Annotated in this window: 13 protein-coding genes and 1 other annotated feature; all 13 genes read right to left on the minus strand. The window is 34.8% G+C overall.

Features of this window, described 5'->3' with window-relative positions; all coding sequences use genetic code 11:
• Window positions 1-108: 108 nt before the first annotated feature.
• The 13 genes from thrS to citZ all read right to left on the minus strand — a co-directional run bounded on the left by thrS (window position 109) and on the right by citZ (window position 17025).
• Entirely contained in the window at window positions 109-2046 is a 1938-nt protein-coding gene (gene thrS, locus Q0977_RS02035; protein ID WP_119417022.1) for a threonine--tRNA ligase, read from the minus strand.
• A gap of 181 nt (window positions 2047-2227) precedes the next feature.
• Window positions 2228-2468, minus strand: a binding site (T-box leader).
• Window positions 2469-2543: 75 nt separating this feature from the next.
• Complete coding sequence (gene dnaI / locus Q0977_RS02040; protein ID WP_119417023.1) at window positions 2544-3488, minus strand: primosomal protein DnaI; 945 nt, start codon at window positions 3486-3488, stop codon at window positions 2544-2546.
• Between the two features lies 1 nt (window position 3489).
• Window positions 3490-5307, minus strand: a complete 1818-nt coding sequence (locus Q0977_RS02045; RefSeq protein WP_233548146.1) for a DnaD domain protein — start codon at window positions 5305-5307, stop codon at window positions 3490-3492.
• 24 nt (window positions 5308-5331) lie between these two features.
• Window positions 5332-5811, minus strand: a complete 480-nt coding sequence (gene nrdR, locus Q0977_RS02050) for a transcriptional regulator NrdR (RefSeq protein WP_119417025.1) — start codon at window positions 5809-5811, stop codon at window positions 5332-5334.
• A 206-nt stretch (window positions 5812-6017) separates the two neighbouring features.
• Window positions 6018-7043 (minus strand): glyceraldehyde-3-phosphate dehydrogenase, encoded by a 1026-nt coding sequence (locus tag Q0977_RS02055; RefSeq protein ID WP_119417026.1) that lies wholly within the window; start codon window positions 7041-7043, stop codon window positions 6018-6020.
• Window positions 7044-7176: 133 nt separating this feature from the next.
• On the minus strand, window positions 7177-7773 hold the full coding sequence (gene coaE, locus Q0977_RS02060; protein WP_119417027.1) for a dephospho-CoA kinase: 597 nt from the start codon (window positions 7771-7773) through the stop codon (window positions 7177-7179).
• Window positions 7774-7787: 14 nt separating this feature from the next.
• Window positions 7788-8660 (minus strand): bifunctional DNA-formamidopyrimidine glycosylase/DNA-(apurinic or apyrimidinic site) lyase, encoded by an 873-nt coding sequence (mutM, locus tag Q0977_RS02065; protein ID WP_124218636.1) that lies wholly within the window; start codon window positions 8658-8660, stop codon window positions 7788-7790.
• A gap of 12 nt (window positions 8661-8672) precedes the next feature.
• The gene (polA, locus tag Q0977_RS02070) at window positions 8673-11300 is read right to left on the minus strand and encodes a DNA polymerase I (protein WP_119417029.1); all 2628 of its coding nucleotides are present in this window, start codon (window positions 11298-11300) and stop codon (window positions 8673-8675) included.
• 269 nt (window positions 11301-11569) lie between these two features.
• On the minus strand, window positions 11570-13111 hold the full coding sequence (gene pnpS, locus Q0977_RS02075; RefSeq protein WP_299510392.1) for a two-component system histidine kinase PnpS: 1542 nt from the start codon (window positions 13109-13111) through the stop codon (window positions 11570-11572).
• Window positions 13111-13830, minus strand: coding sequence for a response regulator transcription factor (locus Q0977_RS02080; protein WP_119417030.1), 720 nt, complete (start codon window positions 13828-13830; stop codon window positions 13111-13113). The genes pnpS and Q0977_RS02080 overlap by 1 nt, the downstream gene beginning before the upstream one ends.
• A 101-nt stretch (window positions 13831-13931) precedes the next feature.
• Window positions 13932-14378 carry a MaoC/PaaZ C-terminal domain-containing protein gene (locus Q0977_RS02085; protein ID WP_299510164.1) on the minus strand — a complete coding sequence of 149 codons (447 nt, stop codon included), beginning with the start codon at window positions 14376-14378 and terminating at the stop codon, window positions 13932-13934.
• A gap of 187 nt (window positions 14379-14565) precedes the next feature.
• Window positions 14566-15831, minus strand: a complete 1266-nt coding sequence (gene icd, locus Q0977_RS02090; protein ID WP_119415111.1) for an NADP-dependent isocitrate dehydrogenase — start codon at window positions 15829-15831, stop codon at window positions 14566-14568.
• A gap of 78 nt (window positions 15832-15909) precedes the next feature.
• On the minus strand, window positions 15910-17025 hold the full coding sequence (citZ, locus tag Q0977_RS02095) for a citrate synthase (protein WP_119415110.1): 1116 nt from the start codon (window positions 17023-17025) through the stop codon (window positions 15910-15912).
• Window positions 17026-17241: the final 216 nt, after the last annotated feature.

Here is a 17241-nt window from a genome sequence, read left to right on the forward strand (position 1 = left end):
ATAAAATATATATTGTAATCATAAGATAATACAATGCAATACGAAAAAAAGAACACATCCTCAAATTAAGGATGTGCTCTTTCTTCAATATATAAACTAATAACAAATTTATCCTTTATGAGCTACGTCAGCTTGAATAGCTTTTAAGAATTCGTCAAATGAAACAGTTTCAGAATCTTTAGAGCCGTAGCGACGAACATTTACGCTACCACTTTCTAATTCTTTATCACCTAAAACAAGCATATAAGGGATTTTTTTCATTTGAGCTTCGCGAATTTTGTAGCCAAGTTTTTCATCACGATAATCCATTTCTACACGGAAACCTGCAGCTTGAAGTTTTTCTTGTACACCTTTAGCGTAATCGAAGTGAACATCGTTAGATACAGGGATTACTTGTACTTGAACTGGTGCTAACCATGTTGGGAAAGCGCCTTTGTATTCTTCGATTAAGAAAGCAACAAAGCGTTCCATAGTTGATACTACACCGCGGTGGATAACAACTGGGCGATGTTGTTTACCATCTTCACCTACATAACCTAAATCGAAACGTTCTGGTAATAAGAAGTCAAGTTGTACTGTAGATAAAGTTTCTTGTTTACCAATAGCTGTTTTTACTTGAACATCTAGTTTTGGACCGTAGAATGCAGCTTCACCTTCAGCTTCATAGTAGTCTAAACCAAGATCATCCATAGCTTCTTTCAACATACTTTGTGCTTTTTCCCACATTGCATCGTCGTCAAAGTATTTTTCAGTATCTTCAGGATCGCGATAAGAAAGTCTGAATTCGTAGTCGTTTAAGTCAAAATCTTTATAAACAGATAGGATTAGTTCAACTACTTTTTTGAATTCTTCTTTGATTTGATCTGGACGTACGAATAAGTGAGCATCATTTAAAGTCATGCCGCGTACACGTTGTAGTCCAGATACTGCACCACTCATTTCATAACGGTGCATTGTACCAAGTTCTGCCACGCGGAATGGAAGATCACGATATGAACGCATTGCTGATTTATATACCATCATATGGTGTGGGCAGTTCATAGGGCGAAGAACTAAAGTTTCGTTATCCATTTCCATTGGTGGGAACATATCATCTTGGTAGTGATCCCAGTGACCTGAAGTTACATAAAGTTCTTTAGAACCTAGTACTGGAGTATACACATGTTTGTAACCAAGAGATACTTCTTTATCCACAATATAACGTTCAATTGTACGACGAATAGTAGCACCATTTGGTAACCATAATGGTAAACCTTGTCCTACTAATTTGCTTGTTGTAAATAATTCAAGTTCTTTACCAATTTTACGATGATCGCGTTCTTTTGCTTCTTCAAGCATTTGAAGATGTGCTTTTAATTCATCTTTTGTAAAGAATGCTGTACCGTAAATACGTTGAAGCATTTTGTTATCAGAGTTCCCTCTCCAGTATGCACCAGCGATTGATAATAATTTAAACTCTTTAATTTTACCTGTTGAAGGTACGTGTACTCCACGGCAAAGGTCGAAGAAATCACCTTGTTCGTAAATAGACACTTGTTCATCTTCTGGAATTGCTTCAAGAAGTTCTAATTTGTATTCGTCATCAATTTCTTCAAAGCGTTTTTTCGCTTCTGCACGAGAAACATCGTGACGGACAATTTCAATATTTTCAGCAATGATTTTTTTCATTTCCTTTTCGATACGTGGGAAATCATCTGAAGTAATTGGTTCAGGTGAATCGATATCGTAATAGAAACCATCGTCAATAACTGGACCTACACCAAGTTTTACTCCTGGGAATAAGCGTTTTACAGCTTGAGCTAAAAGATGAGCTGTAGAATGACGCATTACTTCAAGTGCTTCTTTATCAGCAGGTGTGATGATAGAAATTGAACCATCTTCTTCAAGAGGTGTTTTTGTATCAACTAATACATCGTTAAATTTACCGACGATTGCTTTTTTACGTAACCCTGGACTGATTGATAATGCTACAGCATCAGTAGTAATTCCTTTTTCAAATTCTTTCACTGAGCCATCTGGGAATGTTAATTTGATCATGTCTGCCATAATAATCTCTCCTTTTTTATATTCTAGAGCTCTGGGCCACAAATAAGTGCGGAAGGCGATCGTTTAGCTACTACAAGCTCTGGAACCTTCAAATTGAAAGCGTCTTTTTGCTTTTAACCGAGAAGGTGAATGACTCGTTTAGCTGTGAAAACATCGATTCTACACAAAAAAATCCCGTCCACAAAGGGACGAGATTTATACTCGTGGTTCCACCCTTCTTCCTTCTAAACAAAGATTACGAAACATCTTTGCATAGATGAAGCTCTAGTTCGGCTAACGGGCCGCAACCGTCGACAATTACTTTTACTTCACTGTCGCTGCTCCAAGGCGGTAAATTTTATGTCGTTACTAAGAAGCTTTCAGCCGTGGCTTCCCTCTCTTTGAGTCGTGCAGAAAATTGTTGTCCTTATCAAAGCATTTCATATTTAGATTATGGTTGAAATTATATACTGAAATGCTTTTAAAATCAAGCGACAATTCAAGTCATTTCATCAAAACTAATTGTGATATAATCTTCTATTTTCGCCAACCATTTCGAAATCCGTCGTTAAAGCTCTAACACGTTCCATTATCCTTGCTGCTTTCATCACATCTACTTCGCCTTTTTGAGTTGTAGCAAAGTGTTCTTCTAACTGTTCATAATTGTAATTAGATGTGATAAAAACTGGCAAGCCTTCATTCATGCGAAATTGTAAAATTGTTCCTATAATTTCATCTCTTGTCCAAGGAGATAGATTTTCTGCTCCTAAATCATCCAACATTAGAACAGGTGCATTTTTTACAAATTCAACTTTTTCTTGTAACGATTGATCTTGAATCGAACTTTTTAACTCACTTAAAAAATCAGGAACATAAACCATTACTGTCTTGATCTCCATCGAAGCAAGTTCGTTTGCAATCGCACCAAGGACAAATGATTTACCAACACCAAAATTGCCATATATATAATAGCCTGTTCTAGGTAAATTACCAGTATTTTTAACCTTTTGAATAAACATCTCAGCAAATGTACGGATTGCTTTTTTAGATTCATTGCTCGTATCTAAGTCACTGATTTTGGCCTTTAATACATCCTTTGGCATATGCATACTAGAAATCATAGATGCTGCTTTACGACGCGCATCTTCCATTCTTTTTGTCTGACAAGGTGTATATTCTACATCGATTTTCCCTCTAATGATTGTTAGTTTTGGAACAAAACCGTTTATTGCATTTTTACAAGTAGCGACAGATTCACATTGGCTACAATCATGTTGTTGATTGACATATTCATAAAGTTTTCCTAAACCTCTTTCGACCATTTGACGATTTGCGACTTGGTCGTTTTCAGCAAGAAATTTTTGCACACCTTTATCTTCGAGGATTTCTTTTTGCATTTCATCAAAACGAGCTTGAAATTGTGAATCCATGATTTTCGTTAATCTGTTGTTGATTGGTTCCATTCTATGAATCCACCTCTCCTTCATTCATACCTAACTTCTTCATAATTTCCTGACGTTTCTTTTCATAATCTGTTTGCTTATGATCTATTTGTTTTACTTCTTTTTTCTTTTGCTGCTTTAACTTATTTTCATAATACCAATCAGGAACATTTTGTGATTTAGCAGTTTGTTTCCCCTTAGGCATATATTGTTTACGGTTTTTCTGTATTTGATAATCCTTCGCAAAATTAAGCGCTTGTTCCGCTTTTTGAATATTATTTTTTTGCCAATTGGCTGCTATTGCCTGTATGAATGCACTATTTATATTCGCATTACTTAAATAATAAGCATAATGTATAAGAACATTTACAACAGGAACAGGCATATCATATTTCTTTATAAATTCATTTACTACTTTAACATCTCTTTCAAACGGTGCCTTTCCTTTGACGAGCATCGATAACAATTCTAGAGATTCTGCATTATTTAGTATTTCTAGTAACTCTTTTTTCAACTCTTCCGCATTGGCAAAATCAGAATCTACAAACTGTGGAAGTTGATAAAAAGTACCTGCCCCTGCTTTCAATATCTTGTATTCTTTCGAGTAATCCTTGGTTTCTATAGAAGCATCTTCTTGTTTAGAATCTATTCCCTTTTGTTCTTCAAAATCTCTTGCCAATTTCATGGCTTCTCTTGCTGATTTAACACCAGTATTACGCCAATGTGACGCAATAGTTTCTATATATTTCCGATTCAATTTACCGTGATTTCGCAAAAAGACATAGTGAATAAGTACGTTGACTACAGGCGTTGGCATACCATATTGCATCACCAAATCTTCGACTAACTGGCGATCACTTGGAAATGGTTCCTTGCCTCCTGCTACAGCTGTTAATACATCAATAGGAGAAGAAGTTTCAAACCATTTTATCAGCTCTTGTTCCATCGGGTTTATATCGTTATCATCCACTGGAGTTTGCGTGAATAATTCTTGCTTTTGTTTTACATTTTCCATAACAGATTGCATTGTTGGCGGTTCTTTCGATACTGTCAATTTATAATAATCAGCAGCTTCTTTCTTTAAGCGTAAATCACTTAATCCCATTTCATCATCAAGTGCTAAAAGAATGATCTTTTGCATATCAAATGGTGTTAAATGATAAAGAAACGCTAATTTCGCAATCGTTGCTTTCGCTTCAGCCGTTAAAACAGATGAAGGTACAAGCTGTTCAGAAAGAGTAGATCTTAAAAGATGAAAATCAAATTCTTCATAGTTGAACGGTAATTCTTTTGGCTTTTCTTGTATTCCAGTAAGGTGGATTTCATCAGACGGTATATTATGCTGAACAGGTCTATAAACATCTGTAAATGTTCTAGATACTTCCTGATAGCCATAACTAGACAGCCCTTTTGAAACAAAGCGTTGACGCAAATTTCTATATGCTGATTCACCAATCTTACTATATAAGAACATAGATAAAAGTGGATCATCAAAAAAAGTAGCTGCATCGAGTGGCGGCATTACATCATAGAGAAAAGAACGCATTTCTTGTTGGTCTTTGCGCCATGTTCGAAGTAAACCAATCGCTTCGAGCGCAATGCGTGATTCGAAGATTTTACCTATTGGCATGTTCAATGCGTTCATCAAATGATAATGTGACATCGTACTATCTTCAGAATTTTCGCCCTCTGCCCATAATAAAAAATATAAACTGATGGGTTCTGCTCCAATAAGCGGTTGATACAAAAGCGTGATTAACTTTCGATCATAACTTGATAGAGGAAATGGAACACGAATGGATAGTCGATCAACAGGTTGCAATTCTTTATATAAATTCACCAACGGTTCCCTCCAAAACTTCTATTATTGATCATTTTCTCGTTCTTTAGATTGTTTTTCGATTAATTCTCTAAGCTCATCGATAAAGACATTGATATCCTTAAATTGACGATAAACAGAGGCAAAGCGAACATAAGACACCTCATCTATTTTAGAAAGGCGATCCATCACCATTTCACCAACATCTTCTGTTTTCACTTCAGCATTCCCAATACGACGTAAATCTTGCTCTATATTAAACACTAAATCCTCTAAAATATCTAATGATACTGGACGCTTTTCACAAGCTCGAATAAGGCCACGAAGTACTTTTTCATGGCTAAACTCTTCACGTGATCCATCTTTTTTGATCACAATAAGAGGCATTTCTTCTACTTTTTCGAAAGTTGTAAAACGAAACCCACATGATTCACATTCCCGACGTCTACGAATTGCTTTGTTATCATCGACTGGTCGACTATCAATGACTTTTGTTCCATTAAATTGACAAGTTGGACATTTCATAATTTTTCTCTCCTGATTTCGAAAACATATTAGTTTATCTATTATATCAAAAAATAATGGTATAAATCGAAAAAAAGAGTAGAAAATCCTCTTTACATAAAAAATAACTCGAAATCCGTCATATTTATCAAAAAAGGCTGTTTCAAAAATCCAGTTTCCACTGAATTTTTGAACAGCCCATTCGTTTTAGTATTATTTAAAAATTTTTAAACGTTAACTTCTTGTTGTTTTAATTCAGAAACAACTTTTTTTGTTAAGTCTACAACACGTGCAGAGTAACCCCATTCGTTATCGTACCAAGCAATAACTTTTACTTTATTGCCACCAATAGTCATTGTTGTAAGACCATCAATAGTTGCTGAAGCTGGATTTGTATAGTAATCACGAGAAACAAGTGGTTCCATCGTGAAATCTAAAATACCTTTTAAAGGACCTTCAGCAGCATTTTTAAATGCTTCGTTTACTTCTTCAATAGTTACATCACGTTGCAGGTCTACTACTAAATCGACTAATGATACATCAGGTGTAGGAACACGTAATGCCATACCATGTAATTTACCTTGTAATTCAGGTAACACAAGTGTTAACGCTTTAGCTGCACCTGTAGAAGTAGGAATGATCGATTCAGCACATGCACGAGCACGACGTAAGTCTTTATGTGGATTATCAATATTTTTTTGGTCATTTGTATATGAATGAACAGTTGTCATTAAACCATTGATGATACCAAATGTATCATTTAAAACCTTTGCAACTGGTGCAAGGCAGTTTGTTGTACAACTTGCATTTGAAATAACATCATGTTTAGAAAGATCTAATTTTTCATCATTAACGCCCATTACAATAGTGACATCTTCATTTTTTCCTGGTGCTGTTAAAATTACTTTTTTTGCACCTGCTTCAAGATGTAATGCTGCTTTACTACGTTCATTGAACTTACCAGTTGCTTCAATAACAACATCTACGTCCATTTCTTTCCAAGGTAAGTTTTGAGGGTTACGTTCATTTACAAGTTGTACACGCTTACCATTTACGATTAGCGCATCCTCTTCTGCTTTTACTTCACCATCAAATTTACCATGAGATGTATCATATTTAACCAAATGAGCTAATGTCTCAGCTGGATAACTTGCATTTACCGCAACAATATTTAAATCATCTTGTAGAATCGCTTGACGGAATACCATACGTCCAATACGGCCAAATCCGTTAATAGCAATCGAAACTGTCATGAATAATATCCTCCCTATTCACTACGTTATACTTAATTTGTATTATTCACAAATAGTATAGCACATTTATTAGAAAGTAAAACATAATTTAATCTATATTTTAAAATTTATATTTTCAGAAATTTATATCTTTTTAACAGTTGCAGTCCCATAAATCCAGTATTTTCAACAGTTGAGCACGGGTATTTTCTAAGTTTCCATTATTATAAATGACCGCATCAGCACCCTTTTCTTTTACAGAAAGAGGTAATTGAGAAGCTATTCTAGCTTTTGCTTCCTCCTCTAATAAGTGATTTCTTTCCATCAATCTTGCTAGTTGGGTTTCCTCAGAAACAGAAACGACTAAAATTTTCTCCACAAAATGTTGTAATCGACTTTCAAAAAGTAATGGAATATCCATTATTATATGTTTTTCCCCTTTTTCAATCCATTCATCCCTTTGACGCAACATTTCTTGACGAATAGCTGGATGCATAATATCATTTAATTCTTTTCTTTTTGATGGATTATGGAAAATTATATCTCCTAATTTTGCACGATTTAAACTGCCGTTATCTAGTAATATATCTTTTCCAAATACATCTACAATTTTATCTAATGTCTCTGTACCTGGTTCTACTACAACTCTCGCAACAATGTCGGCATCGACAATTGGAAAACCTAATTCTTGTAACATTTTTGCTACTGTACTTTTACCACTTGCAATACTTCCTGTTAAACCAATAATCATTTCTTCACTCACCCTTAATGTTGACAATTTGGACAGTACACTGAATTACGTCCTGAAATTACCAATTGTTTTGTATTAGTATGACATATTGGACACGTTTTCTTTCCATACATCTTCAATCGATCCTGCATGCCACCTGCTTCACCATTGATGTTTCGATAATCAGAAATACTAGACCCACCAGCATCAATACTTTCTTGTAAAATGTCCACAATTGTATAAAATAAGTCTTTCTTTCTTTTTTCACTGATTCTTGAAACTTTTCGTGCAGGATGAATTTTCATACGAAATAAAGATTCAGTTGCATAAATGTTGCCGCAGCCTGCAATTACATGCCCATCCATAATCACTTCTTTCACTGCCTTGTTCGCATATTTTGGTAATTTTGCTTTTGCTAAAAAATAAGGCAATGCTTCTTTTGAAAAAGGCTCTGGTGCTATTTCTAATAGAGGTGGATACTCCTCAATTGAATGGAGTAGACGCAGTTCGCCAAATCGTCGTATGTCAGCATATACAAGAAATTCTTTCTCTCCAAAAGTAAACACGATATGTATGTGCTTTTGAAATTTTGCTTCAGTTATTTCTTCTAATGAACGTACGTGAAACCACGCACCTGTCATCCCTAAATGATTCACTAGTACATAGTTTATATTGTCTTTCTCTAAGAAGAAATAGATGTACTTAGAACGTCGTTTAACTTCTTTAATAGTCATATTTTTTATTGCGTCTGAAAAAATTTCAGGGTCCATCCCCTTGATAATACATGCTTTTCCTTCTTTTATAGAGGTACAAATTGTATTTGAAACCTGAACGCGACGGATTATTTTCCCCGTCACGACAGGTTGAAGTGCACGCACAACTCCCTCAACTTCAGGTAATTCTGGCATGCGATCACTCCTTTATTTTGTTTCATACCATGTTGGACCTGATGCATAATCAGCTTTTAATGGTACTTGTAATTTAAATGCATTTGCCATAACTTCTGGTACTAATTTTTCAAGTACAGGAATTTCTTCCTCGGGTGCTTCGAAGATCAATTCATCATGTACTTGTAATAACATTTTCGCTTGAAGTTTTTGCTCTTTTAAAGCTTTAGCCATATCAATCATTGCTTTTTTAATAATATCTGCTGCACTTCCTTGAATCGGTGTATTCATAGCAGTACGTTCTGCAAAACTACGTAAGTTGAAGTTTGAACTATTTAAATCGGGCAAGTAACGTCTGCGGTTTAGTATTGTTGTTACATAGCCTTTTTTCTTTGCCTCTTCTACGATATTTTTCATATAATTTTGGACGCCAGGGAAGCTTTTAAAATAGCGCTCGATAAATTCAGCAGCTTCTTTACGGGTAATATTTAAATTTTGTGATAAACCATAATCACTAATACCATATACTATTCCAAAGTTAACGGCTTTGGCAGTACGTCTCATATTTGATGTAACTTCTTCTTCTCCAACATGAAAAACATCCATTGCTGTTTTCATATGAATATCCATGCCATGGTTAAAAGCATTGATCAAATTTTCATCGTTAGACATATGTGCAAGTACACGTAATTCGATTTGAGAATAATCGGCAGCAAACATTTTCCAACCTTCATGAGAAGGAACAAATGCTTGGCGAATTTTTCGCCCTTCTTCTAGACGAACCGGAATGTTTTGTAAGTTAGGATCTGTTGAACTTAAACGTCCTGTTGACGTTAACGCTTGTTGATAGCGTGTATGGATTTTTTGGTCCTCTTCATGAATGACCTTTAACAACCCTTCAATATAGGTAGATTGTAGTTTGCCAAGTTGACGATATTGTAAAATATGTTGAATAATTTCATGCTCTGGAGCTAGTTTTTCTAACACATCTGCAGCCGTTGAATAACCTGTTTTTGTCTTTTTAATAACAGGTAGACCAAGTTTTTCAAACAAAATAACTCCTAGTTGCTTTGGTGAATTGATATTAAATTTTTCTCCTGCGATTTGATATATATTCTCTTCAATCTCTTTTAGCTTAGCGGTTAGTTCTGCACCCATTTCGATGAGACGATTGCGATCAACTGCAACTCCTTCACTTTCCATTTCACTAAGAATAGTAGCTAATGGCAATTCTAGATTACGGTATAGATCATATTGTTCGTTGGTTTTTAACTGTTCTTCAAGTTTTACTTGAAGATTCCATACAGCTGAGGCTTTTCGACATGTATGTTCTGCTATAACTATTTGTTCAGGGACTGTTTTTTTAGCTCCTTTTCCATAAACAACGTCATTCGATTGAACATCTCTATAACCAAATTCTTTTGCCACAACAGCTACATCATCTGATGACATTGCGGGATTTAAAATATAGGCTGCTAGTAGTAGATCAAACTCTACTCCTTTTAACTTAATACCACTACGCAAAAATGCTGCTTGAGTTGCCTTCGAATCAAATAAATATTTTTTCTTTGAATCATCTTCAAGCCAAGATTTAAGATTTTCTGACGCCAAGACTTTTTCAAACGGAACAAAGTAAGCTATGTCACCATTTGCAATTGCCACACCAAATTTATCGCAAGTATGATAGTGTTCGTCAGCTAATTCTAGATGGATCGCCATCGGACTAGTTAATTGATCAGCAGTAAGATCGTCGATAATTTCAAAATTCAACTCTGCTGTTTCCTTTGCTTCAGATTCGTATTCACTTTTTTCGATTAATGATTTAAACGAAAGTTCTTGCCATAAAGCAAATAGATTTTCCACATCAGGGCCTTCATAGTTTAGATCATCCAGTTTAACTTCAATTGGAGCCTCACGATTAATCGTTGCTAGTTGTTTACTCATTTTCGCTTGTTCTTCGTTGTTTCCAAGCTTTTCTTTCAGTTTTGCTCCACTTACTTCTTCTAGATGCGCATAAACTTCTTCTACAGTAGGAAATTGTTTTAAAAGCTTAATCGCCGTTTTCTCACCTACGCCAGGAACACCAGGAATATTATCAGATGAGTCACCCATTAATCCCTTCATATCAATAATTTGGTGGGGTGTCAGTCCATATTTTTCACTAATATGATCCGGCGTATAATGTTCAATATCTGTCATGCCTTTACGAGTAATATATACAGTTGTATTGTTAGATGCTAATTGTGTTAAGTCTTTATCTCCTGAAACAATAATAACTTCAAGACCTTTTTCATCCGCTTCTTTACTCAATGTGCCAATAATATCATCTGCTTCATACATTTCTAACTCATATTGTTTAATCCGATAAGCATCAAGTAATTTTCTAAGGTACGGGAATTGCTCAGATAATTCTGGAGGTGTTTTTTGACGACCACCTTTGTATTCGGAATATGTTTTATGTCGGAAGGTTGTTTTCCCAGCATCAAATGCAACAAGCATTTTCGTCGGCTTTTCCTCTTCCAAAATTTTTTGTAACATAGTGGTAAATCCATAAATCGCGTTTGTATGAATTCCTTGGTCATTTGTTAACAATGGCAACGCAAAAAACGCTCGATAAGCCAAACTATTACCATCTAATAAAAGTAATTTTTCCTTTGTCATTTTGGCACACTCCTAAATAATTAACTCATTTTTTATCTAATAATAATTTTTCATGAATGATTCGTTCTTATTATTTTACCATGCCTATAATAAGAAAGGAAAAGACGACTATGTAAAATGCGAAAAAACGTTCGCTCATACAAAAAGAGAGCGCATGTAATAATGCAACTCTCTTTTTGTATTATATAATTTGAAGGGGGCTTCATAAATTAGTATAATTACTAAATTTGAAGATAATATAAACTTAATGTTAAGTCATTGTAAATGAATTACTTTTCTATTCTCGGAAAGATCAGACGCATTGTTGTTCCTTTTCCTACGCTGCTTTCAACTTCGATTTTCCCATGATGTGCCTCAACTAAATGTTTAACAATAGCTAAACCTAAACCTGTTCCACCCGAATTTCTACTACGGTCGCGATCTACACGGTAAAAGCGTTCGAATACTCGCGGAAGTTCTTCTTCACTAATACCTATACCCTCATCTGATATTTCGACAATAGCATTTTGAGATTCTTCATATAGATGAACTAGTATCTTTGTGTTTTCAGGTGAATAATTAATGGCATTAATCATTAAATTCATCATGACTTGGACTAAACGGTTATTATCTCCATTTATATAAACCTCTTCATCAATAATTGCTTCAAAATGCATATTCTTTTCGTCTAATTTCTGATTTGTCATTTCTATAGTTCGAATAATGACATCTTTTAAACTTGTTTTTTCCATATTCACTGTAAAACCTGTTTTTTCTATTTTAGATAAATCTAGTAGATCATTTACAAGCATCTGCAAACGATTGCTTTCTTGATACATTATATCTAAGAAATTCAATAAGGTTTCTTGATCTTTATATGCACCGTCTAACAATGTTTCAGAAAAACCTTTAATAGATGTAATAGGTGTTCTTAGCTCATGTGATACGTTTGCTACGAAGTCTTTACGAACTTGTTCAAGCATTTTCAACTCCGTAATATCATGCATTACGATCACTACACCAAGCCAAAGTCCATGTTCTCCAACTACAGGCGCACCGTAAACCTCCATATCAAAATAGCCTTTTTCAACTTGAATATGAATTTGTTTCCTATATGGAATTTCGGTCATAAAAACATGATCTACAAATTCCTCTAATTCGATAGGTAGCCCCAATTCTCGAAATAGTTGTCTTTTAACATCTTCATATGTTTGATCAAATAACTCAGTAAAAGTTCGATTGACAATTGTTATTTCGCCTTCTCGTCCAATCATGATTAGTGCACTACCCATATTCTCAATCAACGTTTTTAAACGTTCTTGTTCAATTTCACGAACAATCACAATATCTTGTAAATTACGTGCTAGAACATTGATTGCCTTACTTAAACGCAATGTCGGTGAACCAGTAATTTCATATGCACGTGCACGGTAATTGCCCTTCGCAAGTTCAAATGCTGTCATCATAACATTATCTATAGGCTGCGATAAATTTTTAATAAGACGATACGTCACCATTATTAAAATAATAAAAGCTAATATGAAAATAATTGCAAGCAAAATCCAAAACTGCAATCGTATATCAGATAAATCTTGTAAATTTGTATTATCTTTAATGGAATTAATAATTGCACGTTCTTGAGATTCTGTTAATGAAACATGTTGTTCCTTAATAGCATGCATCACATCATCTTTAGCTTTAATAGAATTTGACCTAACAGTATCTTTTACTAATAGCGGGAAAAGCTGACCCAGAGTAATTCCTAGACCAGCTAAAGTAACAATATATAATGAACTAAAAGTAATCAGTAAACGAAATCTTAAAGATTGTATCAATTTTTTGGCTCCTCGAATTTATAACCTAAACCTCGAATTGTCTTGATAAACTTCGGCTTTCTGCTATTTTCTTCAATTTGATCACGTAAATGGCTAATGTGAACATCTACTATACGTGTATCACCTGCAAAATCATAATGCCATACAGCACTTAATAATTGATCACGAGTTAAAACTCGATTCTTATTTTCCAAAAGATATACAAGCAATTCAAATTCCTTTGGCGTAAATTCCAATAACTTATCATCCATAAATACTTCAAAACGATCTGGATAAACATTTAAACGACCAAAGTGATAAGATTTTTCCTCTGAACTCTCTTCCTCTATTTCTTGAGAGTTTTTGATCACCTTAGAACGTCTTAAAACTGCTTTAACGCGTGCCATTACTTCTCTTGGACTGAATGGCTTTGTCATATAGTCATCGGCACCTAACTCTAGGCCAAGTACTTTGTCAAACTCATCGTCCTTTGCAGTAAGCATTATTATTGGGATATCCAGTTTTTTTATACGTAATTCTTTGCAAACTTCCATACCATCTAATTTTGGTAGCATTAAATCTAACAAAATTAAATCTGGTTTTTCAGAAATTGCTTTCTGCAAACCATCGCGTCCATCATTTGCTATGATCACATCGTATCCAGCTTGTTTTAAATTGTATTGTAATAAAGTCGCAATTGATAATTCATCGTCCACTACAAGTATTTTGTTTGTCATTTATATGCCTCCGCAATTGATTTGAAACCCCCATCTCAAATCTAATTTGCTCTATGATGTTTTTAATCCAGTTTTTAATCCAATACCCTTTGTTACCAAATTCATTTTGGATGAATTGGTGGAACAGCTGTTACAGTACCCTCTAACACAATTTCTTCCTTACTATTTAATCCTTCAACTTTCACTTTTATCTGACGATTAATAGTGTCAATATTTTCTACCGTTAATTGAATTTGAACTGTTTCATAATGATATAAAGGAGTAGGAAAGTGAAAGGTTTGAGCACAAATATATGATCCTGCACCTGGTAAATGTTTGGAAATAGCTGAAGTAACTATTCCAGTCAGCATAATAGTCGGTACTACTGGTTTTTCATAAGCGGTTGATGCAGCATAGTCATGTTGTATGTACAAAGGATTATTGTCATTTGTTAAACCTAAATATAATAATAAATCCTTATCCTCTATTCTCTCTGTTAGCTGAATCGACTCCCCTACTGATAATTCTTCAAGCTGTTTGCCCAGCCTTCTTTTTTTATCAAGTAACACAGGATTCCCCCTTTGAAGTATTCAGTAAGTTTATAGTATCAATAATTGTATGAAAAATCGAGTATGAATATAAAGTTGTCATTTCTATCACTAAAAAAGCCGTGTAGATATCATTTTCCTACACGGCTAGTTAATAAAAAAGGGAATCGAGATTACACTCGATTCCCTTTAACCTAAATTTTATAAATTATAGGTTTTTGATAAGTTCGTTAGCGAACTCAGAACATTTAACTTCTTTTGCGCCATCCATTAGACGAGCAAAGTCGTAAGTTACAACTTTAGAAGCAATTGTTTTTTCAACTGAAGCAGTGATTAAGTCAGCAGCTTCATTCCATCCTAAGTGTTCAAGCATAAGTACGCCTGAAAGAAGTACAGAAGATGGGTTTACTTTATCCATGCCAGTGTATTTAGGAGCTGTACCATGAGTAGCTTCGAAAATAGCATGTCCAGTAACGTAGTTAATGTTTGCTCCTGGAGCAATACCGATACCACCAACTTGTGCAGCAAGTGCATCAGAGATATAATCGCCGTTTAAGTTCATTGTTGCAACAACATCGAATTCTTTTGGACGAGTTAAAATTTGTTGTAAGAAGATATCAGCGATAGAATCTTTAACTAAGATTTTACCTGAAGCTAAAGCTTCTTTTTGTGCTTTATCAGCAGCTTCTTGACCTTTTTCAGCTTTAATAGCATCATATTGGTTCCAAGTGAAAGTTTGATCAGCGAATTCATTTTCAGCTACAGCATAGCCCCAAGCTTTGAATGCACCTTCAGTGAATTTCATAATGTTACCTTTGTGTACTAAAGTTACTGATTTACGTCCTTCTTTAATAGCGTAGTTAATAGCAGCGCGAACTAGACGTTCAGTACCTTCTTTAGAAACTGGTTTAATACCGATACCAGAAGTTTCTGGGAAGCGGATTTTGCTAACTCCCATTTCATTTTGAAGGAAGTTAAGAACTTTTTTAACTTCTTCTGAGCCTTCTTTATATTCGATACCAGCATAGATATCTTCAGTGTTTTCACGGAAAATTACCATATCAACATTTTCTGGATTTTTAACTGGAGATGGAACACCTTCGAAGTGACGTACAGGACGTAAGCAAACGTATAAGTCAAGTTGTTGACGTAATGCAACGTTAAGTGAACGAATACCTCCGCCGATTGGTGTTGTAAGAGGACCTTTAATAGCGATTAAATATTCATTGATTTTATCTAGAGTTTCTTGTGGTAACCATTCGCCAGTTTTGTCGAATGCTTTTTGACCAGCTAGAACTTCTAACCATTCAATTTTCTTTTCACCATTGTAAGCTTTTTCTACTGCTGCATCGATAACACGTGAAGCGGCTGCCCAGATATCAGGACCAATTCCGTCACCTTCGATGAATGGAATAACAGGGTTGTTTGGTACGTTTAGTACACCGTTTTCTACTATGATTTTCTCGTTAGACATTATTTCTTGCCTCCTATATTCATACACGTAGGGCAGGAACTAGATTAGTCTGCCCTACGATTATTACCATTATACCAATTATCTCTCTTCAACTGGTACATATTTTTGCATACCAGGTCCAACATATTCTGCACGTGGACGGATTAAACGGTTGTTAGCATATTGTTCTAAGATATGAGCAACCCAACCAGATACACGTGAAACAGCAAATACTGGAGTGAATAGATCATGTTCAATACCTAGAGAATCGTAAACTGATGCTGAGAAGAAGTCTACGTTTGCAGGTAGGTGTTTTTGTTCTTGAATCATGTCATGAATTTTAACTGACATTTCATAAAGTTCAGGTTTACCATTTAGTTTAGTCAATTTTTCAGACATTAAACGTAAATGTTTTGCACGTGGGTCACCTTTACGGTAAACACGGTGTCCGAATCCCATGATTTTTTCTTTGTTATCTAATTTGTTTTGGATGTATGATTCAACATTATCAATTGATCCAATTTCAGATAACATCTTCATAACTTGTTCATTTGCACCGCCATGAAGTGGTCCTTTTAAAGCTCCAATTGCTGCAGTTACACCAGAGTAAATATCTGATAATGTAGCAACACATACACGAGCAGTGAATGTTGAAGCGTTTAATTCGTGGTCAGCATGAAGAACTAATGCTTTGTTGAAAGCTTCCACTTCAATTGGTTGTGGTTCTTTATCATGTAGCATATACAAGAAGTTTGCTGCATATGATAAGTCTTTTCTAGGTGCAACTGGTTCTTTACCAGCACGGATACGACCAAATGCTGTAACTACAGTTGCCATACGAGCTTGCAATTTGATAGCTTTGCGATAGTTAGCTTCAGCTGACATATCTTCTGCATCTTCATCATATAAACCTAATAAAGAAACAGCTGTACGTAAAGCAGCCATTGGGTGTACTGATTTTAGATCGTAAGTTTTGAAGTGATCTAATACCGCTTGTGGCACTACCATATTTTCTGCTAGTTGTTGTTTTAACTCAGCTAATTCGTCAGCTTTTGGTAATCTAGTGTGCCATAGTAAGTATACTACCTCTTCAAAAGATGCGTTTTCTGCTAAATCATCGATGTTATAGCCTACATATGTAAGAGTATCATCAATGATTGAGCTAATCTTAGTTTCTGCTGCTACAACGCCTTCTAAACCTTTAGTTGTTGCCATTATTTCTCGCTCCTTTTTGGGTTAACGTTAGTTAAAAACAAGTTCTAACTTTTAAATAAATCGTCAAAATCCATATGAACCTATAAGTAAATCGCTTACATTGATATTATAATAAATTTTGACGGCTTTGTGAATGAAAAACCTTCATTTTTTCTAAAAACAATGCTAAAGAGAATATTCAGACGTTTTGTAGAAAATATCATCATTATCAAGATA

The sequence above is a fragment of the uncultured Rummeliibacillus sp. genome, from assembly GCF_934216135.1.
Classification (GTDB): Bacteria; Bacillota; Bacilli; order Bacillales_A; family Planococcaceae; genus Rummeliibacillus.

Bases quoted from the DNA above. Each gene is read 5' to 3' on its own strand.
- thrS (WP_119417022.1), bottom strand. From the start codon at position 2,046: ATGGCAGACATGATCAAATTAACATTCCCAGATGGCTCAGTGAAAGAA.
- dnaI (WP_119417023.1), bottom strand. From the start codon at position 3,488: ATGGAACCAATCAACAACAGATTAACGAAAATCATGGATTCACAATTT.
- nrdR (WP_119417025.1), bottom strand. From the start codon at position 5,811: ATGAAATGTCCAACTTGTCAATTTAATGGAACAAAAGTCATTGATAGT.
- Q0977_RS02055 (WP_119417026.1), bottom strand. From the start codon at position 7,043: ATGACAGTTTCGATTGCTATTAACGGATTTGGCCGTATTGGACGTATG.
- coaE (WP_119417027.1), bottom strand. From the start codon at position 7,773: ATGATTATTGGTTTAACAGGAAGTATTGCAAGTGGTAAAAGTACAGTA.
- mutM (WP_124218636.1), bottom strand. From the start codon at position 8,660: ATGCCAGAATTACCTGAAGTTGAGGGAGTTGTGCGTGCACTTCAACCT.
- polA (WP_119417029.1), bottom strand. From the start codon at position 11,300: ATGACAAAGGAAAAATTACTTTTATTAGATGGTAATAGTTTGGCTTAT.
- Q0977_RS02080 (WP_119417030.1), bottom strand. From the start codon at position 13,830: ATGACAAACAAAATACTTGTAGTGGACGATGAATTATCAATTGCGACT.
- icd (WP_119415111.1), bottom strand. From the start codon at position 15,831: ATGTCTAACGAGAAAATCATAGTAGAAAACGGTGTACTAAACGTACCA.
- citZ (WP_119415110.1), bottom strand. From the start codon at position 17,025: ATGGCAACAACTAAAGGTTTAGAAGGCGTTGTAGCAGCAGAAACTAAG.